General features: G+C 48.4%; 18 protein-coding genes. 11 read left to right on the top strand and 7 right to left on the bottom strand.

Annotated elements, in window-relative coordinates; genetic code table 11:
- Positions 1–267 precede the first annotated feature (267 nt).
- Genes CPY98_RS14950 through CPY98_RS14940 form a run of 3 tightly spaced genes read left to right on the top strand, consistent with a single transcriptional unit; the run spans position 268 to position 4,617 of the window.
- Positions 268–2,520 (top strand): inverse autotransporter beta domain-containing protein, encoded by a 2,253-nt coding sequence (locus CPY98_RS14950; RefSeq protein ID WP_096388264.1) that lies wholly within the window; start codon positions 268–270, stop codon positions 2,518–2,520.
- 54 nt (positions 2,521–2,574) lie between these two features.
- Positions 2,575–3,462: a SinI family autotransporter-associated protein gene (locus tag CPY98_RS14945; RefSeq protein ID WP_051874168.1), complete on the top strand. Its 888-nt coding sequence runs from the start codon at positions 2,575–2,577 to the stop codon at positions 3,460–3,462.
- Between the two features lie 60 nt (positions 3,463–3,522).
- Positions 3,523–4,617: an Ig-like domain-containing protein gene (locus tag CPY98_RS14940; protein WP_046450144.1), complete on the top strand. Its 1,095-nt coding sequence runs from the start codon at positions 3,523–3,525 to the stop codon at positions 4,615–4,617.
- Positions 4,618–4,655: 38 nt separating this feature from the next.
- Here the strand turns inward: CPY98_RS14940 and CPY98_RS14935 are convergent, their stop codons facing one another.
- On the bottom strand, positions 4,656–5,507 hold the full coding sequence (locus CPY98_RS14935) for a hypothetical protein (protein WP_043494843.1): 852 nt from the start codon (positions 5,505–5,507) through the stop codon (positions 4,656–4,658).
- Positions 5,508–5,702: 195 nt separating this feature from the next.
- On the opposite strand from CPY98_RS14935, the gene CPY98_RS14930 reads away from it, so the two are divergent.
- Positions 5,703–6,164: an inhibitor of vertebrate lysozyme family protein gene (locus tag CPY98_RS14930; RefSeq protein WP_025799851.1), complete on the top strand. Its 462-nt coding sequence runs from the start codon at positions 5,703–5,705 to the stop codon at positions 6,162–6,164.
- A gap of 253 nt (positions 6,165–6,417) precedes the next feature.
- Complete coding sequence (locus CPY98_RS14925; RefSeq protein WP_096388262.1) at positions 6,418–7,065, top strand: DsbA family protein; 648 nt, start codon at positions 6,418–6,420, stop codon at positions 7,063–7,065.
- Positions 7,066–7,123: 58 nt separating this feature from the next.
- On the opposite strand, the gene narL is transcribed toward CPY98_RS14925, so the two are convergent.
- Together narL and narX are read right to left on the bottom strand one after the other, a co-directional pair.
- Complete coding sequence (gene narL, locus CPY98_RS14920; protein WP_025799849.1) at positions 7,124–7,786, bottom strand: two-component system response regulator NarL; 663 nt, start codon at positions 7,784–7,786, stop codon at positions 7,124–7,126.
- Between the two features lie 31 nt (positions 7,787–7,817).
- Entirely contained in the window at positions 7,818–9,602 is a 1,785-nt protein-coding gene (gene narX, locus CPY98_RS14915; RefSeq protein ID WP_096388260.1) for a nitrate/nitrite two-component system sensor histidine kinase NarX, read from the bottom strand.
- A 316-nt stretch (positions 9,603–9,918) separates the two neighbouring features.
- Here narX and CPY98_RS14910 point away from each other — a divergent pair, with 316 nt between their 5' ends.
- Positions 9,919–11,334: a NarK family nitrate/nitrite MFS transporter gene (locus CPY98_RS14910; protein WP_096388766.1), complete on the top strand. Its 1,416-nt coding sequence runs from the start codon at positions 9,919–9,921 to the stop codon at positions 11,332–11,334.
- A gap of 216 nt (positions 11,335–11,550) precedes the next feature.
- Here CPY98_RS14910 and CPY98_RS14905 read toward each other — a convergent pair whose 3' ends face one another.
- Positions 11,551–12,003: a hypothetical protein gene (locus tag CPY98_RS14905; RefSeq protein ID WP_096388258.1), complete on the bottom strand. Its 453-nt coding sequence runs from the start codon at positions 12,001–12,003 to the stop codon at positions 11,551–11,553.
- 467 nt (positions 12,004–12,470) lie between these two features.
- Between CPY98_RS14905 and CPY98_RS14900 the strand changes: the two genes are divergently transcribed.
- The 5 genes from CPY98_RS14900 to CPY98_RS14880 all read left to right on the top strand — a co-directional run bounded on the left by CPY98_RS14900 (position 12,471) and on the right by CPY98_RS14880 (position 20,366).
- Positions 12,471–16,238, top strand: a complete 3,768-nt coding sequence (locus CPY98_RS14900) for a nitrate reductase subunit alpha (RefSeq protein WP_096388256.1) — start codon at positions 12,471–12,473, stop codon at positions 16,236–16,238.
- The gene (gene narH, locus CPY98_RS14895) at positions 16,235–17,791 is read left to right on the top strand and encodes a nitrate reductase subunit beta (protein WP_025799842.1); all 1,557 of its coding nucleotides are present in this window, start codon (positions 16,235–16,237) and stop codon (positions 17,789–17,791) included. Before CPY98_RS14900 ends, narH begins: the two co-directional genes overlap by 4 nt.
- Positions 17,791–18,510 (top strand): nitrate reductase molybdenum cofactor assembly chaperone, encoded by a 720-nt coding sequence (gene narJ, locus CPY98_RS14890; protein WP_025799841.1) that lies wholly within the window; start codon positions 17,791–17,793, stop codon positions 18,508–18,510. Before narH ends, narJ begins: the two co-directional genes overlap by 1 nt.
- The gene (narI, locus tag CPY98_RS14885; protein ID WP_096388254.1) at positions 18,510–19,187 is read left to right on the top strand and encodes a respiratory nitrate reductase subunit gamma; all 678 of its coding nucleotides are present in this window, start codon (positions 18,510–18,512) and stop codon (positions 19,185–19,187) included. The genes narJ and narI overlap by 1 nt, the downstream gene beginning before the upstream one ends.
- A 219-nt stretch (positions 19,188–19,406) precedes the next feature.
- A complete protein-coding gene (locus tag CPY98_RS14880) occupies positions 19,407–20,366 on the top strand; it encodes a LysR substrate-binding domain-containing protein (protein WP_046450149.1) in 960 nt (319 codons plus the stop codon).
- Between the two features lie 58 nt (positions 20,367–20,424).
- Here the strand turns inward: CPY98_RS14880 and fbaB are convergent, their stop codons facing one another.
- From fbaB to CPY98_RS14865, 3 genes are all read right to left on the bottom strand, one after another.
- The gene (gene fbaB / locus CPY98_RS14875; protein ID WP_040047232.1) at positions 20,425–21,474 is read right to left on the bottom strand and encodes a class I fructose-bisphosphate aldolase; all 1,050 of its coding nucleotides are present in this window, start codon (positions 21,472–21,474) and stop codon (positions 20,425–20,427) included.
- A gap of 181 nt (positions 21,475–21,655) precedes the next feature.
- On the bottom strand, positions 21,656–22,345 hold the full coding sequence (locus CPY98_RS14870) for a GntR family transcriptional regulator (protein ID WP_043494903.1): 690 nt from the start codon (positions 22,343–22,345) through the stop codon (positions 21,656–21,658).
- Between the two features lie 145 nt (positions 22,346–22,490).
- Complete coding sequence (locus tag CPY98_RS14865; protein ID WP_096388252.1) at positions 22,491–23,960, bottom strand: mannitol dehydrogenase family protein; 1,470 nt, start codon at positions 23,958–23,960, stop codon at positions 22,491–22,493.
- Positions 23,961–23,979: the final 19 nt, after the last annotated feature.

The raw sequence follows: 23,979 nt of genomic DNA, 5'->3' as shown, positions 1-23,979 counted from the left end.
AGAAAGTTATTCTATAAAAATTTATAATGTAGCAATGCTAAACATATAAATTAAATATTACTTATCATTTTGAATTTAATTGAATTTATTCTCATGATAACTATTTTTCTGCGATTTTTTCCAAGTCAAGTTGAATATTTATCCAGTTTTGGATGTTTTAATGTTTAGGCGACTCGCTCATAATTTGTCGTGCTCACGGTCTGGAGGAGATATTTTAAATATACTTTATATAAAGTAACTCTCCATTTATGATACTTATCGGTAAATATGAAAAAAATAGTTTTGTATTGCCTAATAGCGCCATCGTTAAGTATTGCAATTTCAGGCGTTGGCTATTCATCTACAAATATTAAATTACCTGATCTCGGTATCAGTGATTCTGCGCCAAAACAAAATAACTCATCCTCAACGGAAAATTCAAATAAAAAAAATAATCCTACAGAGGAAAAAACGTCAGAAATTATAGTTAATGAAGCTCAAGATAATTTCAAGAATTTAACACCAGAAGGTATGAAGTCAGAAGCATTGCAGTATGGCAAAAATCTAGCCACTGCTTCAGCGCAATCAGAAATAGAATCTCTGCTTTCACCTTATGGTCACATTGCCACGAATTTGAACATTAATGATCAGGGGAGTCTTGATGGCTCGTCTCTTGATTATTTGGTTCCGTGGTATGACGGTGAGAGTGACCTCTGGTTTAGCCAATTTTCAGTTCATAATAAAGACGGGCGCACGATTGCAAATATGGGGATCGGCCTTCGCCATAATATTACTGAAGACTGGATGCTTGGTTCTAATATTTTTTATGATCATGATATAACGCGTGGTCATCATCGAGCGGGATTAGGCGGCGAAGCCTGGACAAACTTTCTAAAGTTGAGCAGCAACTATTATATGCCACTCTCTTCTTGGAAGGATTCCCCTGATTTTGATGATTATCAGGAACGTCCTGCACGTGGTTGGGATGTTCGTTTACAGGCCTATCTCCCCGCTTACCCGCAACTGGGCTCATCGGTGGTATATGAACAATACTACGGCAATCAGGTCGCGTTATTTGGCAAAGATAGTTTGCAGGAAGACCCATCAGCCGTGACGGTCAGTATCGACTACACCCCGGTTCCGCTAATTACGCTGCAGGCAGGATATAAAAAAGGAGATTCGGATCAAAATGAGATGACGGCTAATCTTAGTTTGGATTACCGCATCGGAGTTCCTTTATCAAAACAGCTTGATGGTGATGAAGTTGCGAATATGCGTAGCCTGGCTGGTAGCCGCATGGATTTTGTCGATCGGAATAATGACATCGTGCTGGAATATCGCGAGAAAAACGATCTCGATGTAGGGCTTTATCTTAAGCCAACCGGCACTGCGACGGCCTGTATTCTGTCTGATGATCCCGACAGCGCCGAGGCTTATGAAGGCTGCCATTGGACAGCGAATGCCACCGTGACTTCGCATCTAAAAATTAAAAGTGCGAAATGGGTGCCGATAGGCAATTTTAGCCCTGAAAGTACGCTCGGCTTGCCAGCGCTAACGGCAGAAAACATTAGCAATGGGCAAAATAACCACTGGACGCTGACCTTCCCTGCATGGGTGAATTCTACCGATCCTAACGCGAATAAATACCGACTTGCAGTCACGCTGGTGGATGAAAAAGGCCATACGAAACAGTCGAACACCGTCAATATTATTGTGGCGGAAGCCCCAATTGATTACCAATTGGTTATTGATGATAGCGGTGAACAGAAAAAAGCGGTCAAGCTCGTAGCGAATGGTAATAATTTCGCAAACTTGGTAGCTAGCGGTGCAAAAATTACCGGGCTTGCTGGTGAAACGACGCCATTGGACTCTAAGAATCTGAATCTAACCTTCCATGCCTACAAAATGGAAGACAAGTCTCGCTCTCATGAAATTGCTATCCATGCCTCGAAAAATGATTGTAAATCAGGAAGTGAATGTCTGTTCTATAAAGAGCCGCCATCGGGGGCTAAAGCAATATTAGGCAGTACAACGAATGGCGTGTTTTCTATCATCGCATCAAAGAGTGATGACAACACACAAAAAACGAATGCTGTGCTCGTCGAATTTAGTTCTGCAAGCACAATGATATATACCGCAATTGTTGATAGTGAAAATCCAACCGTTAATTTAACGGCGAAAAAAGGGAATTTGCTTCAATTAGGTCATAAATATCAATTTAAAATTGCCTATGACAGCAACAATAATGGCCAGTGGGATGCCACCGATCGTGAAACTGTTTCTGATAGCGATCCGATTCCTTTAATTTCACTGGTTAATTATAAATGGATGTTTGACGGTATTTCTCCAAATGGAACGAAAGGCGGTTATGCGGTAAGCACGACGGATAATAATACTATTTTAATTCCTAAAACGAATGCAGAAGCGAGTCAAGTATTAGCGGGTGCGGGTGTCGATGGTGTGCAGGGCTATGAGCTGAAAGTTGACTATCAACTAACGCCAGAAGGACAACAAATCATGAATAAGCTGCGCGAAAAATAATAAGCTCAGATTATTTAGATTTTAATTAATATTAACTTAATGAGTCATTTCGATATGAAAAAATTTAATAAAACACTACTTGCAACCTTTGTTTTCGCGAGTTGCAGCCCGTTTGCAATGGCGGTTATGACGGATTCAGCGGGAACGCTCAATGGTACACTCCCGGTGCTTAAAGCGAGCGCCGCAGGTGCTGCTCACAGCGTTGCTTTCGCCAACGATCACCACAGTGGTTCCACCGATGCGATGTCTCCAGGCGATAAAATTACCTTGAGCTACGTGTTACAAGATGCTGAAGGCGATACCGACAGCAGTACGACTTCCATTAAGTGGTTCACCACCACCGATGGCGCTGGGGCCAACAAAGTGATGCTGAGTGGTAACGACGGCAAAGCCGACTACACCATTCAGAATGCAGATGCCGGTCTTTATTTAGGCGCGGAAATTACTGAACAAACATCAACGGGTGTGCCAACAACCGGCCAGACCATCGTTATCAACGATATCAGTAAATACGATAGCAGCGATAATATTCCAGATGGTCCAATTGTGGGTGGCACTATCGGTACCGCGATTGTCGATAGTGCAGAACCAACGGTGAACCTGATCGGCAAAGCAGATAGCAAACTGTTGGTTGGCCATACCTATCAGTTCAAAGTTTGGTATGACGTTAATAATAACGGTAAGCAAGATGCGGGCGAACTTGATGCATCGGCTAACTATAGCTACAAATGGTTCTTCGATGGCACCAGTGCAACCACCGGTACCGCAGGTGGTTATGCTGTTAGCAGCACAGATAATAAAGATCTGGTTATCCCAGCAACTAACGTCAATGCGAAAAATGTGTTTGCAACGGCAGGCGCAGACGGTGTTCAGGGTTACAGCCTGAAAGTTGATTACACCGCTAAAGTTAAATCAGTACTGAAATCGACCAAGCGTAAATAATCTGCGCAAATAATAAACGTTGAGTGCTTCGGTGCTCAACGTTTATTGCAGGATGGTTTTATGAAAATAAAGCGTTTCAATAGCTGCACAGTAGCACTTATTTTTTTTATCTCTAGCTCCTTGAATATAGTTAATGCAACGGATATGACAGGCTCTGCGGGCATAATTAATGGTACTGCCCCTGTTATTTATAATGACAAAAATGAAGCAGGCAAAGTGAGCTTCACTCGTGTCAATGAAACTATGGGCGTAGACGATGAGTTGGATATTACCGATATCATAAAAATGTCCTGGACGGTCGCTGATGCCGAAGGTGATGAGGACGTCACGCTCCCAACTGTTGAGTGGTTTTGTACAGACACTAGTAACAATAAACGTGTGTTGGCTACGGGGATTAATCAGTATGTGATTCATCCTAATGATAAAGGCTGTACAGTCGGAGTTAACATCACACCGACAACGGTTACTGGTATACCTCGAGAAAATACTGTGCTCTCTATTAAAGATATTAGTACCTATGATGTTAACGACAATATCCCGACGGGCCCGGTTAACCCACATACGCTAAATGTGATTGGCTATTTAATCGCGCCTTCAAATAACAGTGCTACCTATTATGCTACTGCGGATGCCACAGTGCATACCGCGTTTCCCGGTGCTCAACTTAAGTTAGAAACGGATAACGAGGACGATCAAGTTGATGAATGGACAACGAGCAATCCATCTATTGCTACAGTGAGCGATAAAGGCGTTGTCACGATTAAGGCTAAGGGGGCATTCAGAATAATGGCTCGTCATAATGAAGCGAAAGGATCCATTGTTTTCAATCCGCAGAAGTTCTTTATTTTTAGAGACGAAGCCGCAGGGAAACTTAACTGGTATGACGCGAAAGCCTGGTGTGAAAATCAGGGATACCGAATGCCAACCCGTGATGATTTATCTACAGGAAACGGCAATCGTACGGTGCCAAGTGACTCACTGTGGCAAGAGTGGGGAGCGAGTCTGGATGATGTTTCACATGCGGGTACGGTGTTCTGGACTTCGGAAGAAGCTATTGCCGATCAAGATGCTTATTATTATGTGTATACCGCAACAGGACATATAACGTCGAACCTTGCTGAGAAAACGGAAGGTGTAGCGTGCATTATGCCGTAATTGATAGATAAAAAAGGGCCAATGAGCTGGCCCCTTTTTTATTCAGAGGTTACTAACTTAAACAATGCGACTGCGCGCTGAACGTGTTCGGCATCAAAGCGGTTTAGCGTGAAAAACTGCTCATTTTTCCCAGGGCGAATAGCTAACGCAAGTTGCTTTTCGCCTTGTTCGTTATTCAGCCAGCCATAAAGGTAACTGCCAATGTCATCGCCGACGTGCCAGCTGATGATGACCGATGTGGCAGGCGATGTTTCACCAGCAGGGCGTGTGGCAATGAAGAGTTCGCCCTGCCATAGCCCGCTAAACTCATCATCTTTTTGCAGCTTTTTGCCATTGGACGCTAACATCGTGGCTAAGCAGTTAGCTTTCTCTTCCGTTACCGTCTGCTCGAGCATTTGCCATAGCGGATAGTCGTTTTCAACCTGATAGCACGCCGCACCGAGATAATCATTGATATCCCGCCATTGCTGGTTGACCGTTTCTTTCATCTCGGCGTCGAGAATGTTGCGATATTGCATCAGGCCACCGCCGTTTTCACCTAATTGCTGATAGGCAATGAGCGACATTGTCCGCGGCTTGCGGCGAAACGTTGCCCACAGCAGAAACTTGGGAATACGGAAGGTAATGGCCTGTACGCTAAAGCGAAAATGGCCCGGACTCGTCAGCATAAAACCATTGGAGGTGCCGCGTTTATCCTGATAATTACGGATCATCACCAGTGGGCAAAGTCCCATCCAGCCGGTTAAGTAATGTTCTTTGATCGAACCGTTCAAATCCAGATCGGCCACCATCTGTGAAATTTTATCTTCTTCTAGCTTGTTTAATGGGTGTGCAAGTTCTGCGCTATGCAGGCTTTTTTCTAACGGTGGCAACGAAGGGAGTGTGAACATGCTGATTTTCTCTGGTCGATTCTTATGGTTGATAGCTTACCTTAAGTTGTCATACCAACGAGGATTTCCCGCTTTTTTGTCATAACTTTCGTGGTATGGATCAACTTTTGTCGTATGGCGTGGTCATATAAAATGTATGTATGATTTATCGTTGTTTAATTTGTAATAGATATTTGACTGCAAAGGATGTTGATGATGATTGATAAAAAAATGCTACGAGTGGCGCTGCTAGGTACTGTCATGAGTTTGAGCACCGTCAGCTTGGCTGCTTCTATACCGGTCTCCACCTCTGAGCTGGTACAACAATCAGGCTATCAGCAAACATGGCAGAAGATGGTGAAAGGGCAGAAAAATTTGCCTGTGTGGGCACGTAAAGGTTCAGGCACTTCAACGCCACCAGAATGGGTAACGTGGCAAGGCAAAAAATATCAGGTTGGCAATATCTGCAAGCCACATGACTGCGCTAATAATTTTATGTACGTGGCGTTTAGCAACGATAAGAAACAGGCTTGGGGCGTTCGTGTGGAAATAGCGGATAGGCCTGACGCGCTCGACCATCCAAGTAAACACGCAAAATACCAGTGGCTAGGCAAGCCAGATAATCAGGTAAAAGCGATGCTCACCAAGCAAATTGAAAGCGCGCCTGATTGGAACTGATGTTTTAACGCATTTTCATCGAATATTCCCCAAGGTCTGTTTATCGCTTGGGGAATATATTTTGATACTTCAATGCATCCTATTTATAAAGTATTGCATATAAAAGTATTTACTTTTGAAACTATAAGAGCGCAATTAATAATCGAGTTTGTATTTCTATGCCTTTGATTGTGTAATAAACCGTAAAGTCGGCAGGGTTTTATAACCGTTGATGCTAACATTTTGGCCGTTGTTTAACTCTCTAATGACGGTAATGTTCACAAATATGAAAAAATATCTTTTGCTGGCGCTACTCAGCACATTCTCTTTATTTTCTTTTGCATCACACGCTGCAGACTATCAGGAAGGCGAACAGTACGTAAAACTGAAAAATAAGGTGCCAAATGCCCCTGCCGTAGTTGAATTTTTCTCCTTTTATTGCCCGCCATGTAACCAGTTTGCGAATGTTTATAAAGTGAGTGAAGCCGTTAACGAACGTCTGCCTCAGAACGATAAAGTGGTGAAGTACCACGTCAGCGCCATGGGCTCTATGGGCGAAGAACTGACCGAAGCATGGTCTGTTGCTATTGCATTAGGGATTGAAAATAAAGTAGAAAAACCTCTTTTCGATGCGGTTCAAAAAGAACAATCAATAAAGAATAAAGAGGATATTCGCCAAGTGTTTATTAAAGCGGGTATTCCAGCCGAAGAATATGACGGCGCGCTACACAGCTTTATGGTGAAATCGATCACCGCAAAACAGCAAAATGCCACCGAGGCTTTCGGTGTGCGCGGTACGCCATCATTCTATGTTGGTGGTCAATATCAGATTAAAAATGATGGAATGCAGAGTAAAACCATTGACGGTTACCGCACTGAATTTGCAGATGTTGTGAAATTCCTGGTCGATCAGAATAAATAGTTTTTAATACGGTAATAAAAGCCCGCTGATATTTTCTCGCGGGCTTTTTATTTTTTAATTAAAAGACCTTTTCTTGCAATACCCATACGGCGGCTTCTACACGTGATTTTAACTTCATTTTTTTCAGCAAATGTTTCACGTGAACTTTAACCGTACTTTCGGTGATCGTTAATTTACGGGCGATCATTTTGTTCGGTAAGCCTTGCGCAATCAGCTTCAAAATATCGCATTCGCGCGGGGTTAATTGCTGCACATCGCGCTCTGAAGAAGGGCGGCTTTCACGCAGGCTAGCGGCTAATACCGGCGTGAGCGCTTCACTGATGACCACTTGTCCGGCAGCGGCCTGATGGAGTGAGCGCAGCAGATCTTCGGGCTCCATGTCTTTAAGCAGGTAGCCGTCGGCACCGCGTTTTAGCGCGCTGATGACGTCATCTTCATGATTAGAAACGCTAAAAACCACCACACGGCCCGATAGTGTGCGGGTGCGAAGCTGATCCAGTGTTTCTAGCCCGTTCATACCCGGCATATTGAGATCGAGCAAAATCAAATCAGGATCGAGCTCTTCCGCCAATTCTATGCCTTGCTGGCCGTTGCTGGCTTCACCGATCACCTTTAGCTGTGGCTCAAGGCTAATCAGCTGTTTTACACCGCTGCGAAGCATCGGGTGATCGTCAATTAACAGAATCGTATATTGATCGTCTTGAGCTAATGTGGAATTCATCAATTTCTCCTCTAAACCAGATGCCGTGGGATTAGCGTATTTCCTGTGGGAATGTGACTCGTACTTCGGTGCCACCGCTCGCACGGCGTGAAATTTGGCATTCTCCGTTCAGACTCTGGGCTCTATCGCTCATAATCACGAGACCGTAGTGGTTCTGTCGCTCAGGGGAAGTGCTAATACCCAGGCCGTTGTCGCAAATAGACATAACGATTTCATCATCTTGTAGGGTGATGGTCATATCAACCTGCGTTGCCTGTGCGTGTTTAAGTATGTTGCTTAGGGCTTCTCTGGCAATTTGTACTAAATGAATTGCCTGATGGGATGGAACACTTTTGGCCGGAAGCTGATAGTCAAAATCGATAGTAAAACCAAAGCGTTGATTAAATTCGGCGACGGTGACCTGCAAAGCAGCCAGCAATCCCGGTTCGCTCAGCTTCAGGCGAAAAGTCGTCAGCAGTTCGCGCAGTTGGCGATAGGCCGCGTTCAGTTCTTCGCGCATCTCTTGCAGTTGGGTTTGAATATTGTCAGGTAACGCTGTGGACTGCATCTGCAAATAGCTGATCTTCATCTTTAAACACGAGAGCGATTGGGCGATGGAGTCGTGCAGCTCACGTGCAATGGCAGAACGTTCTTCCATGACTGCCAGCTGTTGCTGTTGGTCGGCCTGCTGTTCCAGAGCCAACGTGCTGGTGATCTGTTCGGACAATGTCATCATCAGCTGCTTTTGTTCGGGTTGTAGCGTCACGCCTTCTGGCAACTGGGCCAAAATCAAACCATAGCGACCGCTTTGATCGTTCAAGCTCCAGCTAACCGTAGAGCTGGGTTTATTTGGAACATGCTCAGAATGGTTCAAACACTGGACGCAATGCGTATCAGGACAGTGTTTGGGACGCTGTGTTTCCACACAGTTCAGTTCATCAAACTGTTCGTCGCTGTTGTTTTCATACAAGCGAATCTGTAGCGAGTGCAGGGGCGTGAGCTCTTGAAGCTCCGTGAGCACCGGCAGCAGCCGAGAACATAATGGCGCACGAGAATGGAGCTGGCGGCTAGCGCGATACAGATACGATAAAACCTGATTCTTCTTCTGTAAATCCGTGGTTTTTTGCTCGACCAACTGCTCGAGTTTGCCATACATCAGCGAGAGTTCAGACGACATGGCATTCAGCGTCGAGCCTAAAATAGCCATTTCATCCTGATGATCGGTTTGCTGAAAACGCTGGCTGAAATTCCCTTGTCCAATCGCCTGCGACATGCCGACCAGTTGGCGCCAAGGATGGAGTAATCGGCGGCGTAAATAGACCACGGTGCCAACCAGCAGTAACAACGTCAGGATAATAAAAATCTTTTGTACCATGCTGACCATCGTCAAACGCTGTTCGGTTTGATGGTCGATGGCAGAAACCAGTTCATCGAGATGGCCGACAAATTTGGCGACGTTATCCCGTGCATCATCGGGGTGTTGTGCCGCAAGTAGTGCGGGGCGCAGATCGCCTTGCCAAGCTTGTTGTAGGGCGGAGAACTGCGTGTTGAGATGCTCTTCCTTGACGGCTGACAGTAACACTGGGCTGTTTAAATCGTTATTTAATTCATCTAAGCAGCGCTTGCTATCTGTATTGGCATTTAGCGGTACCATCGAGAGTAAACGGTAGCTCTGCATTCTCAGCGATCCCGATGTGTTGATCGCGTGCGCGTTGCCTTGAATGCTCTGTGCCATCCAGCTGGAAACGCTCATTCCTGCAATACCACATATGCCAAGCAGTAGCATCAAAACGGCTACCTGACTGACGATGGAAAAACGTGCACAGAAATGTTTCATGAAAATCTACCAGCTGCGGGAAAAAGGAAAGATACCTTTGAAAAGCCTTTTTAAATCATCCTAGCCTATAACCCCATACCCATAAGGAAGTAACCCTTAATATTTGCTTGTGCCACTCACGTAGCGAAGGCTCAATTTTTAAAGCTTTAAACGAATGATTCTTCGAAAATATTTTTACAATTATAGCCTACTCATTAAGGGAGTTATGGCTGATTTCGCCAAATTGCTACCTTACAGCGGCTTGATTTGTATCAAGTTTGCTCAGGTGCGTGATGCGTACAACTCCGCTACTAACCGGATAAAGGCAGAGGTTTTTATGACACAAGCATCCGCTCCAAATACACAATCGAAAGGGGGCGTGATCCAGGATTGGCGCCCTGAAGAGCCTGATTTTTGGCAGCAAATTGGCCAAAAAACAGCTCAACGTAATCTATGGATTTCAATTCCCTGTTTATTACTCGCTTTTTGCGTCTGGATGCTGTTCAGCGCGGTAGCGGTAAATCTCAATAAGGTCGGGTTTAACTTCACCACCGATCAGCTGTTTATGTTGACCGCGCTGCCTTCTGTTTCGGGCGCTATTTTGCGCGTGCCATACTCCTTTGTGATCCCTATGTTTGGTGGGCGTCGCTGGACGGCAATCAGCACTATTTTCCTCATAATTCCTTGCCTATGGCTGGGATATGCGGTGCAGGACCCAACGACGCCGTTTAGCGTTTTCGTGACGATTTCCCTGCTGTGTGGCTTTGCCGGTGCTAACTTTGCCTCCAGCATGGCTAACATCAGCTTCTTCTTCCCTAAGAACAAACAGGGTGGAGCGCTGGGCTTAAACGGTGGTTTGGGTAATTTAGGCGTCAGCGTTATGCAGCTGATTGCGCCGATTGCTATTTCCATCAGCATTTTCGGTATCTTCGGTGGTACAGGCCATACCCAGCCAGACGGCGGTAGCCTGTGGTTGGAAAACGCCGCGTGGATCTGGGTGCCGTTCCTGATTATTGCCACGCTGTTTGCTTGGTTTGGCATGAACGATTTAGCCGCGTCTAAAGCCTCTCTCAGCCAACAGCTGCCCGTGCTTAAGCGTGGGCACCTGTGGATCTTGAGCGTGCTGTATCTTTCGACGTTCGGTTCGTTTATCGGTTTTTCGGCAGGCTTTGCCATGCTGTCAAAAACCCAGTTCCCTGACGTGGTGATCCTGCATTACGCCTTCTTTGGTCCGTTCCTTGGGGCGTTGGCTCGTCCGGTTGGTGGTGCTCTGTCCGATCGCTTTGGCGGTATTCGCGTTACGCTGATCAACTTTGTGCTGATGGCGATCTTTGCCGCGTTGCTGTTCTTGACGCTGCCAACCCACGGCGTGGGCGGTTCGTTTATTGCCTTCTACAGCGTGTTTATGCTGCTGTTCTTAACCGCAGGGTTAGGCAGCGGTTCTACGTTCCAAATGATTGCGGTGGTATTCCGTAAAATCACCATCGACAGCGTGAAAGCGCGTGGCGGCAGTGACGATCAGGCTCAGCGTGAAGCCGTCACCGATACCGCAGCGGCGTTAGGTTTTATCTCCGCGATTGGTGCCGCAGGGGGCTTCTTCATTCCTAAAGCCTTTGGTACATCGTTGGCGCTGACCGGTTCTCCGGCCGGTGCTATGAAGGTCTTTGTGGTGTTTTACGTCGTCTGTATTCTGATTACGTGGTTTGTTTATGGCCGTAATTTGAAAACGCTGGCAACAAAGAAAGCCCGCTAATAGGTTTAAAGTAAGATACTTAAGCTTATTTTTAGGGGGAGTACACCGATGGGGTCGTAGCGGCGTAAGCCGCCGGAGCGCCCCGCGGTGTGCTAGACCCGTGTATCTCGATCTTTTAAACGGTCGGTAACACGTCAATAAGTTTGCTTGTTCTGATAAAAAAGCCCCCGCTGATTTCTCGCGGGGGCTTTTTACTATTGGCGAGCAGCAGGGGGACTATTCCCCATAGGCCGCGTTTAAATTGTCGTTTACACGCGATGGATTCGTTTCCGGTGCGATCAGCAGCCCACAGCGATAGGTGTGTTTGCCAAGGACTAATTGATAATTACCCGCTTTATCCACTCCCCAATAAATTGCAGGGCCGCTGTTGGCTGTTTCTTTGGCCAACTCATAGCTACCGGATTTAGCGTTATGGATAGCGGGAACATATTGGGAATATTTGTAATCGCTGACAAAGCCATTATGAGAGTAAAAATAATCCCAAGCCTTGGTTTTACGGTTAATCAAACCGATAACGGCGTGACCATCGGCCACGTTTCTCAACGTTAGGTTGATGTTTTTTCCGCATTTTTGATGCTCAATGGGAGAACTAGTGTCTGGCTCAATGGCATTAGCGAATGAGGGAAGTGCCGCCAAAATAGGGAACATCACATATTTTATATGACTCATCAGGTGTCAATCTCAAGAGTAAAACGCAACTTCTGGCTGAATGAATAATCCAGAAGGGGATATTTTCGGCGTGATGCTGATATGTCTGGGTGGTAAATACAATATCCCATTTTCATGTTGTTACTCTTTTTCCTTATGCTTTGATATTGAAGCATTGAGCAAAAAGGCTGACCTGATTGCCATCAACGACTTACCTACCCCCAAATAGTCCTGCCTATCAAATTATCCTCAATAAAACATACAGATTTAAAATTAATCCTTATTTTTCATTTAATTATATGTTTTTCGTGATCTTATCCTTTGGTGGTATTTCGCACTGATACTGGAATAGGCCCCGCATTCTGCCTTGATCGCAATCAAGTTCCGCGCGCGTAACGCTCGGTAGTCTGGCCGCAATCTGAGCAATGCATCACGCATATTTCACAATAATGACAGGGGATTTAATCCCCGTATCAGGAGAACTCCGGATGAGCAAATTTCTTGACCGGTTCCGTTATTTCAAACAGAAAGGCGAAACGTTCGCTGATGGCCACGGCCAAGAACTGAACGTTAACCGTGACTGGGAAGACGGATACCGCAGCCGCTGGCAACATGACAAAATCGTGCGCTCTACCCATGGGGTAAACTGTACCGGTTCATGTAGCTGGAAGATTTACGTCAAGAACGGTCTAGTCACTTGGGAAACCCAGCAGACTGACTATCCTCGCACTCGCCCTGATTTGCCAAACCACGAACCACGCGGCTGCCCGCGCGGCGCGAGCTACTCTTGGTATCTGTATAGCGCTAACCGCGTGAAATATCCGATGATGCGCAAGCGCCTAATGAAACTGTGGCGTGAAGCGAAAGCCCTGCACAGCGATCCGGTCGACGCATGGGGTTCTATCGTTAGCGACACTGAGAAAGCGAAAGAGTACAAACAGGCGCGTGGTCGCGGTGGTTTCGTTCGTTCGAGCTGGAAAGAAGTCAACGAACTGATTGCGGCATCCAACGTTTATACCGCCAAGCAGTATGGCCCAGACCGTATTATCGGCTTCTCGCCGATCCCTGCGATGTCGATGGTTTCCTACGCGGCAGGCGCTCGCTATCTGTCGCTGATCGGCGGTGTATGCTTGAGCTTCTATGACTGGTACTGCGATTTACCGCCTGCGTCGCCAATGACTTGGGGCGAGCAAACCGACGTACCTGAATCGGCCGACTGGTATAACTCTTCCTATATCATCGCTTGGGGTTCTAACGTTCCGCAAACGCGTACGCCTGATGCGCACTTCTTCACCGAAGTGCGTTATAAGGGCACGAAGACAGTGGCGGTGACGCCTGACTACGCGGAAATTGCCAAACTGTGTGACCATTGGCTGAACCCGAAACAGGGTACCGATAGCGCCATGGCGCTAGCGATGGGCCATGTGATCCTCAATGAGTTCCACGTTCAGCGTCAGACCGAATATTTTGCCGACTACGTGCGCACCTACACCGACATGCCAATGCTGGTGCTGTTGGAGCAACGTGCAGAAGGTCATTATGCTGCCGGTCGTATGCTGCGCGCTTCTGACTTGGTGGATGGTTTAGGCCAAGAAAATAACCCTGAATGGAAAACCGTTGCGATTAACCAAAACGGCGAGCTTACGGCGCCGCAGGGGTCTATCGGCTACCGTTGGGGTGAGAAAGGCAAATGGAATCTCGAACAGCGTGACGGCGTGAGCGGTGAAGAAGTCAAACTTCAGCTCAGCCTGCTCGATAACTATGACGAGATTGCCGAAGTTGGCTTCCCGTACTTCGGCGGCATTAAAACCAGCGAAAGCGATCCGTTCAACAGCGTTGAGCTGAAAGACGTGCTGCTGCATAAGCTACCGGTTAAACGCCTACAGTTGGCCGATGGTTCTACGGCGTTAGTGACCAGCGTTTACGATTTAACCTTGGCAAACTACGGCATTGAGCGCGGCTTAAACGATGAAAACTGTGCGCAAAGCTATGACGACGTTAAAGCCTATTCTCCAGCTTGGGCTGAACTGGTTACCGGCGTAAGCAAAGAAAACATCGTGCGTATTGCGCGTGAGTTTGCGGAAAATGCCGAGAAAACTCACGGTCGCTCCATGATCATCGTGGGTGCCGGTGTGAACCACTGGTATCACATGGATATGACCTACCGCGGCTTGATCAACATGCTGATCTTCTGCGGCTGTGTCGGCCAAAGCGGTGGCGGTTGGGCTCACTACGTGGGGCAGGAAAAACTGCGTCCACAAACGGGTTGGACTCCGCTGGCCTTTGGTTTGGATTGGCAGCGTCCACCGCGCCATATGAACAGCACCTCATTCTTCTACAATCATTCAAGCCAGTGGCGCTATGAAACCGTGGGCACTGAAGAACTGCTGTCGCCAATGGCGGATAAATCTCGCTTCAGCACCAGCCTGATTGATTTAAACGTACGTGCCGAACGAATGGGATGGCTGCCTTCTGCGCCTCAGCTCGGGACAAACCCGCTGCATATCGCTGAACAAGCCCGCGCCGCAGGCCTGTCTCCGGTGGATTACACGGTGAAAAGCCTGAAAGAAGGTTCGATTCGCTTTGCCGCTGAGCAGCCGGACGATGAGAAAAACTTCCCGCGTAACCTGTTCGTCTGGCGTTCAAACCTGCTGGGATCTTCCGGTAAGGGCCATGAGTACATGCTGAAATACCTGCTGGGTACCGAACACGGTATTCAAGGTCAGGATTTGGGCCAGCAGGGCGGTGTGAAGCCTGAAGACGTGGAATGGAAAGACAACGCGGGTGAAGGCAAATTGGATCTGGTGGTCACGCTTGATTTCCGTATGTCGAGCACCTGTCTCTATTCCGATATCGTGCTGCCAACCGCCACGTGGTATGAAAAAGACGATATGAATACGTCGGATATGCATCCGTTTATTCATCCGCTGTCAGCCGCGGTCGATCCTGCGTGGGAATCCAAAAGCGACTGGGAGATCTATAAAGGGATCGCTGACGCCTTCTCGCGTATGTGTGACGGCCATTTAGGTAAAGAAACCGATATCGTTACATTGCCTATCCAGCACGACTCCGCTGCCGAATTGGCGCAGCCGTTTGGCGTGAAGGATTGGAAAAAAGGCGAATGCGATCTTATTCCGGGTAAAACTGCGCCGCATATCATTGCGGTTGAACGTGACTATCCAAATACCTATGCGCGCTTTACGTCTCTGGGCCCATTAATGGACACCTTGGGCAACGGCGGCAAAGGCATTAGCTGGAATACTCAGACCGAAGTCGATTTCCTCAAGCAACTGAACTATACCCAGCCAGACGGTGCAGCAGCCGGACGTCCAAAAATCGACACGGCGATTGATGCGGCAGAGGTCATTCTGTCATTGGCGCCTGAAACTAACGGACAGGTGGCGGTGAAAGCCTGGCAGGCGCTGAGCAATATTACCGGCCGTGACCACACCCATTTGGCGCTGAACAAAGAAGACGAAAAAATCCGCTTCCGCGATATTCAGGCGCAGCCGCGCAAGATTATCTCTAGCCCAACGTGGTCTGGTTTGGAAGACGAACATGTCTCTTATAATGCTTGCTACACCAACGTTCATGAGCTGATCCCTTGGCGCACCCTGAGCGGCCGTCAGCAGCTTTATCAGGATCATGAATGGATGCGTGCCTTCGGGGAAAGCTTGCTGGTCTATCGTCCACCGATTGATACCCGCGCGGCGGCACCGGTGATGGGGAAATCCCCGAACGGCAACAAAGAGAAAGCGCTGAACTTCCTGACTCCGCATCAGAAGTGGGGCATTCACTCAACCTACAGCGACAACTTATTGATGCTGACGTTAGGCCGCGGTGGTCCAATTGTTTGGCTGAGCGAAGATGACGCCAAAGAGTTAGGTATTGAAGATAACGACTGGATTGAAGCCTTCAACGCCAACGGCGCATTAACGGCGCGTGCGGTGGTGAGCCAGCGTATCCCTGCGGGCATGACCATGATGTATCACGCGCAGGAACGTATCGTGAATATTCCTGGCTCAGAAATTACCAGCCAGCGCGGCGGTATTCATAACTCGGTCACGCGTATTTCACCGAAACCGACGCACATGATTGGTGGCTATGCGCAGTTGGCCTACGGCTTTAACTACTACGGTACCGTAGGTTCCAACCGTGATGAGTTTGTGGTGGTACGTAAGATGAACCGTATCGACTGGTTAGACGAAGAAGGTAACGACTACTCACAGGGTAGCCAGCAGGAGAAAGCCAAATGAAAATCCGTTCTCAAGTCGGCATGGTGCTGAATCTCGATAAATGCATTGGCTGCCATACCTGTTCGGTGACCTGTAAAAACGTCTGGACCAGCCGTGAAGGCACCGAATACGCGTGGTTTAACAACGTAGAAAGTAAACCCGGCGTGGGTTATCCCCACAACTGGGAAGACCAGTCACAATGGAAAGGTGGCTGGATCCGCAAGATTAACGGCAAGCTAGAACCACGCATGGGTAACCGCGTGGGGCTGTTGTCGAAAATCTTTGCTAACCCTGACGTGCCGGGATTAGACGATTACTACGAACCGTTTGACTACGATTATCATCACCTGCAAAACGCGCCGGAAAGTAAGCATCAGCCGATTGCGCGTCCACGCTCGCTGATTACCGGTCAGCGCATGAAGAAAATCGAAAACGGCCCGAACTGGGACGATATTCTGGGCGGCGAATTTTCCAAGCGCGCCAAAGACCAGAACTTCGCCAACATGCAAAAAGAGATGTACGGCCAGTTCGAAAATACCTTCATGATGTATTTGCCACGCCTGTGCGAGCACTGTCTGAATCCGGCGTGTGTGGCGACGTGCCCAAGCGGCGCGATCTATAAGCGTTCGGAAGACGGCATTGTGCTGATCGATCAGGACAAGTGCCGCGGCTGGCGCATGTGTTTGACCGGTTGCCCGTACAAAAAGATCTACTTCAACTGGAAAAGCGGTAAGTCTGAGAAGTGTATTTTCTGTTATCCACGCATCGAGTCTGGACAGCCAACTATCTGTTCTGAAACCTGCGTAGGGCGTATCCGCTACCTCGGCGTATTGTTGTATGACGCAGATAAAATTGCCGATGCGGCTTCGGCGGAAAATGAGCAAGATCTTTATCAGCGTCAGCTGGATATCTTCTTGGATCCTAACGATCCTGCGGTGATTGAACAGGCCTTGAAAGACGGCATACCGCAGGGCGTGATTGAGTCTGCGCAGAAATCACCGGTGTACAAAATGGCGATGGATTGGAAGCTGGCTCTGCCACTGCACCCTGAATATCGCACGCTGCCAATGGTGTGGTATGTACCGCCGTTGTCGCCAATTCAGTCGGCGGCCGATGCAGGTGCTTTACCGCATACCGGCGTATTGCCTGATGTTGAAAGCCTGCGTATCCCCGTTCAATACTTGGCTAATCTGCTGACGGCGGGCGATACCGCTCCGGTGCTGCTGGCGTTGAAACGCATGTTGGCTATGCGCCATTTCAAACGTGCAGAAACCGTTGACGGGGTTATCGACACCAGCGCATTAGAGCAGGTGGGATTAACCGAAGCTCAGGCGCAGGAAATGTACCGCTACTTGGCTATTGCGAATTACGAAGATCGCTTTGTGATTCCATCAAGCCACCGTGAACAAGCGCGTGAAGCGTTCCCTGAAAGCAAAGGCTGTGGGTTTAGCTTTGGCGATGGCTGTCACGGCAGCGATACCAAATTCAACCTGTTTAACAGCCGCCGTATCGACGCTATCGACGTGACGCAGAAAACGCCGCGTGATGCCGATATTCATGGGGAGAAAAGCTGATGATGACGCTGCGAATCGTTGCTCGTCTGCTGGATTACCCCGATGAGGCATTATGGGAAAATCGGCAAGAGCTGGTGGACGCATTAGATGACGCCAGTGAATTGACGCTGGCGCAGTCGGTGCAGTTGCTGACCTTTATTCGTGATTTCACCGAAAACGATCTGATGGATGTTCAAGCGCAATACTGTGAACTGTTTGACCGTGGTCGTGCGACCTCTTTATTGCTGTTTGAGCACGTACACGGTGAATCCCGCGATCGCGGTCAGGCGATGGTCGATCTGATGGCGCAATATAACGCTGCGGGTCTAGAGATCGACAGCCGCGAACTGCCTGATTTCCTGCCGATGTATCTCGAGTTCCTTGCGAGCCGCGATCGTGAAACGGCGCGTCAGGGATTGTTGGACATCGTGCCGATTCTGGCGTTGCTGGGCGCGCGTTTAAAAGATCGCCAAAGCCATTATGCCGTGCTGTTTGATCTGCTGCTGGCCGTTTCAGGCACTCACGTCGCTAGTGAACAACTAAGCGATAAAGTTGCGCAGGAAACGCGTGACGATACGCCGGCGGCATTAGATGCGGTGTGGGAAGAGGAACAGGTGAAGTTTCTGGGCGAAGAAGGCTGTGCTTCGGCACAGCAGAATGCCCATCACCGTCGTTTCGCAGGTGCGGTTGCGCCGCAGTATCTCAGTTTGGACGCCACGCCGGTGGCAGGAGAACGCTAATGAATTATCTCAACCAATTCTTTTTCGATATCTATCCGTATCTGGCGGGGGCAATTTTCCTGATTGGCAGTTGGATCCGTTACGACTATGGACAATATAGTTGGCGTGCGGGCTCTAGCCAAATGCTGGATAAAAAAGGCATGCGCCTAGCGTCTAATCTTTTCCACATTGGAATCTTAGGTATTTTTGCTGGGCATTTCCTAGGAATGCTTACGCCGCACTGGATGTATGAATCCTTTCTGCCGGTGCCAATTAAGCAAAAAATGGCGATGTTTGCCGGTGGTGCCTGCGGCGTGATGATGCTGATTGGCGGTGTGATGCTGCTCAAGCGCCGTTTAACGAATCCACGTGTGCGTGCAACCTCAAGCGTAGGCGATATCTTAATCCTGACGCTGTTGGTGGTTCAGGTGTGCTTGGGACTTCTCACCATTCCTTTCTCCGCCCAGCATATGGACGGCAGCGAAATGATGAAGCTGGTGGCGTGGGCGCAGTCTATCGTGACATTCCATACCGGTGCGGCTACGCATTTAGACGGTGTTGCGCTGATCTTTAAGCTGCATATCGTACTAGGCATGACGCTATTCGTGCTATTTCCGTTCTGTCGTTTAGTCCATATCTGGAGCGTTCCGGTAGAGTATCTTACCCGCCGCTATCAGCTAGTGCGTAATCGACATTAATATTTATCCCGATAAAAAGCTTCGTATGTTATTAAAAATACGAAGCTTTTTTTTTGCGTTTGAAAGATATTAGGATAGCCCAACGGATCTGGATATTTCTGCTAATTTTTATTGATTATAATTACTTAATAAGTAATGTAGTGAGGGTTTATGGATCTATTGTGATTATTAATCGATATTGTTTCATATATTTTTTATATAAACATGAGCGCACCATCTATGAGCGGATATACCGAACGCAACGCTTTGGGAAAGATAAAAGTCTTTGACCTGAACTTACTGACTGTTTTTGAAATGGTATACGCCCATTCGAGCGTGAGTTTAGCAGCCACATCTATGGGGATGACGCCTTCCGCGGTCAGCCAGTCTTTGCAAAAATTACGTAATCATTTTAACGATCCGCTGTTTATCCGTGAAGGGAAAGGAATCTCAGCCACCACGGTGGCGGTTAATTTGCATCAACAACTGACGCAAAGCATGGAGCAACTTGGCCGCGTGGTCAGTGCTTCATCCGATAATGATTTGAAAAAGAAATTTGTTATCTACTCGCCGCCGTTTATGGGGATGGAGTTGCTGCCTGCTGTCCTGAATAGCCTGCAACATGATGGTATGGACTATGAAATTGTTCATCATAGTGGCTACACCGAATCGGTAAAAACCGAAGAGTTACTGAGTTTCCGTAAGGCGGATATTATTTTCAGTACCAGCCCGTATACCAGTTTTTCAACGGTGTGTATCCCTTGTGCCGATACTGAGATCTTATTTGTTTGCCGCAAGGATCATCCACGATTAAAAGGGCGGTTAACGAAAGAGTTGGCTGTTAAGGAGAGATTCACGACAATCAACATTGATGACCCTGAGGTTATTGCGGGGAAGATTAAGATTGATGAAGCGCTTGGCAATCGAAATGTCGCTTTTACCAGCAACTCGATGCTAACGATTATGAGTGTAATTGAAAATACCGATACTGTTGGCGTTATTCCCGCGGGTTCATTACAGCGTTTTGCAGATAACTTTAATATTCAGGTGTTAAAAACAGACTTTATTATGCCGCAGGTGAGAATGTACATGATTTATAACCGAGCCTCAGTGCATAACCCCGCTTTTTCTGTGATGTTGGAGCGTTTGAAGAAAGAGATCCCTGAATCGCTAAAGAAAGAAGTGAGAGAAATAGAATGACGGGCTCAGCAGTAGCCCGTCGTTTAGCCGCTAGGCGGTGTTCATTAAGCGCTATCTATTAAGCGATAGTCACGCTCTTATCTAAATAGACATCCTGCACGGCGTTGATTAACGCGACGCCATCTTTCATCGATTTCTTGAAAGCTTTACGACCTAAGATTAGACCCATACCGCCAGCTCTTTTATTAATAACCGCAGTGCGTACGGACTCAGACATATCATTTTCACCGGCGGCTCCGCCGGAGTTAATTAGCCCAGCGCGGCCCATATAACAGTTAGCGAGCTGATAACGAACCAAATCAATCGGATTGTCGGTGGTGAGTTTGCTGTAGACACGTTCATCGGTATAACCAAAGTTCACCGCTTTGTAGCCGCCATTATTCTCCGCCATTTTTTGCTTCACGATATCAGCGCCAATAGTGGCGGCCAGATGGTTGGCCTGTCCGGTTAAATCGGCGCTAGCATGATAGTCGACGCCATCTTTTTTGAACGCCGGATTACGCAGATAGGCCCACAGCACGGTGACCATACCCAGCTCATGCGCACGTTCAAAGGCTGCTGAAATTTCTTCTATCTGGCGACGTGACTCAATGGACCCGAAGTAAATCGTGGCACCCACGGCCTGTGCGCCCATATTGAAGGCCTGTTCGACGCTGGCATACAGCGTTTGGTCATACTGCGTGGGGTAGCTTAGGGTTTCGTTATGATTAAGTTTAACGAGGAACGGAATCTTATGCGCATAGCGGCGCGATACAGAAGCCAACACGCCGTAGGTTGAAGCCACGCAGTTGCAGCCTGCCTCAAGCGCCAGTTCTACGATATTTTTAGGATCAAAATAGAGCGGGTTTGCTGCGAAAGAGGCACCCGCTGAATGCTCAACGCCCTGATCGACTGGCAGAATCGACAAATAGCCTGTTCCGGCTAAACGGCCAGTGTTGTACAGATTCTGCATGGCGGTCAGCACGCGCGGAGAGCGGTTGTTATCGATCATGACGCGGTCAACGAAGTCCGCTCCGGGAAGGTAAAACTGTTCAGCGGGTAGGGTGGTGCAGCGATGTTGGAGCAGTGAATCGGCTTCTTTACCTAACAACTTAGCGATATCAGTCATGGTGAACTCCCGTCTTGGCTCAGGCAAAGGCCTCGAGCAATGAGTGAAATTACTTAACAAGATATTAGCGGTTTGCTTACAGCCAGCCGGTACAATACATGCTTTATTGCATCAGCTCTAGGTGAAGGGAGAAAAAGTGAGGCTTGCCGCTGTCAGCCTGAAAGGACAGCAGCGCTTAACGCTATTCGAACCACTCTTTGTTTTGCTGTTCAATCGGCGTAATGGTGTGAATCATCTGTTGTAGATGTGCCAGCACGGCCTCTTCCGCGGCGTCGGCGTCACCTTTGGCGATCGCCTGATAGATTTTTTCGTGCTGGCTGATCAGGCTTTCCGGCGGTGAGACTTTGCTTAAGGTGAGAAAACGCACTCGGTCCATCGTCGCCTTGATGTTCTCAATGGTTTCCCATGCCAGAGGGCAATCCGCTATGTCGGTTAGTAGCTGATGGAACTGATCGTCCAAGGCTAAAAACTCGCTGGTTTGTTGATGCTGCGCGGCCAGTTTTTGACGGCTAATGCTGTGCTCAAGCAGCAGCAATTGGCTGGGGGTTGCCAGCTCTGCGGCGCGACGTGCAATGCTGCATTCGATCGCGCTGCGAATAAAACGTCCGTCAGCGACGCGCTTCACCGATATTTTCTGCACAAAGGTCCCGCGCTGCGGCAGGATCTGTACTAATCCGTTTTCCGCCAGTTTGATAAATGCTTCGCGCACCGGCTGGCGTGAAACGTTAAACCGTGCCGAGATCTCTTTCTCTGAAAGCAGCGTACCGGGAGGAATGGTGCATTCAACAATATCTTTACGCAGGTAGCGATAGATTTGTTGGTTCACTGGAACAGTGCCATTAAGGTCGTAGTTCTGCTGAGGTGTAGACATCGGCATACGTGTGAGATCGTCGGGTTTTAAATAAAGTGTCTGCATTTTAACAGCATTCAGGCAGAAATTTGCCTAAATCTTGTGAGCATGGTGACGGCGGGAGGGGAATGCTTTTAAGAAAGGCCCGCGGGGGCGGGCCAGAAAACTAACGTACCGTTGATTTCAACGTGTGGGCAACGCTGTCTTTTGCCCCCCGCGCTAATAACAAGATATACGCCGCGTCTATCGCCCGCACAAATTCAGAATTTTGAGGTAAATCAGTACCAAATATGGCCTCGAGAGAAAGCAGTGCTGATACTCTTGCATGCCCTTCCGCTGAGTTTTGTGCACAGCGCTGAATATCAACCAGCAGCGGATCGCTAATCTCAATAGGCTGCCCGCTTTCATCGATGCCGCTGACATAGCGCATCCATCCCGCGATGCCCAGCGCCAACAAATCGAAGCGGGAACCGTGTGCCAGATGCCAGCGCACAGAGTCGAGCATGCGCTGAGGTAGCTTTTGGCTGCCGTCCATCGCAATTTGCCATGTGCGGTGCTTAAGTGCCGTGTTTGAATAACGTGTGATAAGCGAATCGGCGTATGCCTGCAAATCCACGTTGGGAACGTTGAGCGTGGGAGCTTGTTCATTCAGCATCAGTGCCCGTGCGGCGCGACGATAGTTTTCGTCCTGCATGCAGTCATTAATATGTGCATACCCCGCCAGATAGCCTAAATAGGCTAAAAACGAGTGGCTGCCGTTCAGCATGCGTAGCTTCATCTCTTCATAAGGCAACACGTTGTTGACCAACTCTGCGCCAACCCGTTCCCATGCTGGGCGACCGGCGACAAAATTATCTTCAATGACCCACTGCCTAAAGGGTTCGCAGGCGACGCCTGCGGGATCGCGTACGCCAAGTTGAAGGGCGATTTGATCAAGCGTTTCGGCGGTGACGGCAGGAACAATACGATCAACCATGGTAGAAGGGAACGTGACGTTCTGCTCAATCCATTTTGCCAGCTCTGGCGACTGCGCCGCCGCCAGCCCGCAGACAACGTTGTGGGTAACATGGCCATTCTCGGGCATGTTGTCGCATGACATCACGGTGAATGCAGGTAAGCCCAGCTCGCGTCGTTGTGCTAGCGCCGCAACGATAACGCCCGCTGCCGACTGTGGTTGCTGCGGATGTTCAATATCGTGTGCTATCAACGGATGGTCGAGATCAAGCCTGCCGCTGGCGGGATGGTGACAATAGCCTTTCTCGGTAATCGTCAGCGAGACGATAGCCACGTCCGGCTGGCAGAGCATGTTCATAACGCGATCTAATCCATCAAGCTGAACGTGTAACGCCTCGCGAACAATTCCTACCACACGGCACTGCCAGTTTTGCTCCGACATTTCTGCCACGCTGAAGAGATTGTGCTGGTGGCGTAGAGCGAGGATCTGTTGCTCACCGCCGATCAGATTCACTTCGCCGTAGCCCCAGTCACTCTGGTGATCGGCAGCTAATTGGTCGGCATATACGGCCTGATGAGCGCGGTGAAAAGCCCCAAAACCGAGATGCACGATGCGGGTTTTCAACTGTTCTCGGGAGTAGCTAGGAACGATAGCGTTCGCTTGGAGTAAGTCGTTTTTCATCAATATGTCCATTAAGTCT

The organism is Hafnia sp. CBA7124 (assembly GCF_002355555.1).
Taxonomy (GTDB): Bacteria; Pseudomonadota; Gammaproteobacteria; order Enterobacterales; family Enterobacteriaceae; genus Hafnia; species Hafnia alvei.
Note: the sequence above shows the minus strand (reverse complement) of the source record. Positions and strands in the feature narration are given on the sequence as shown.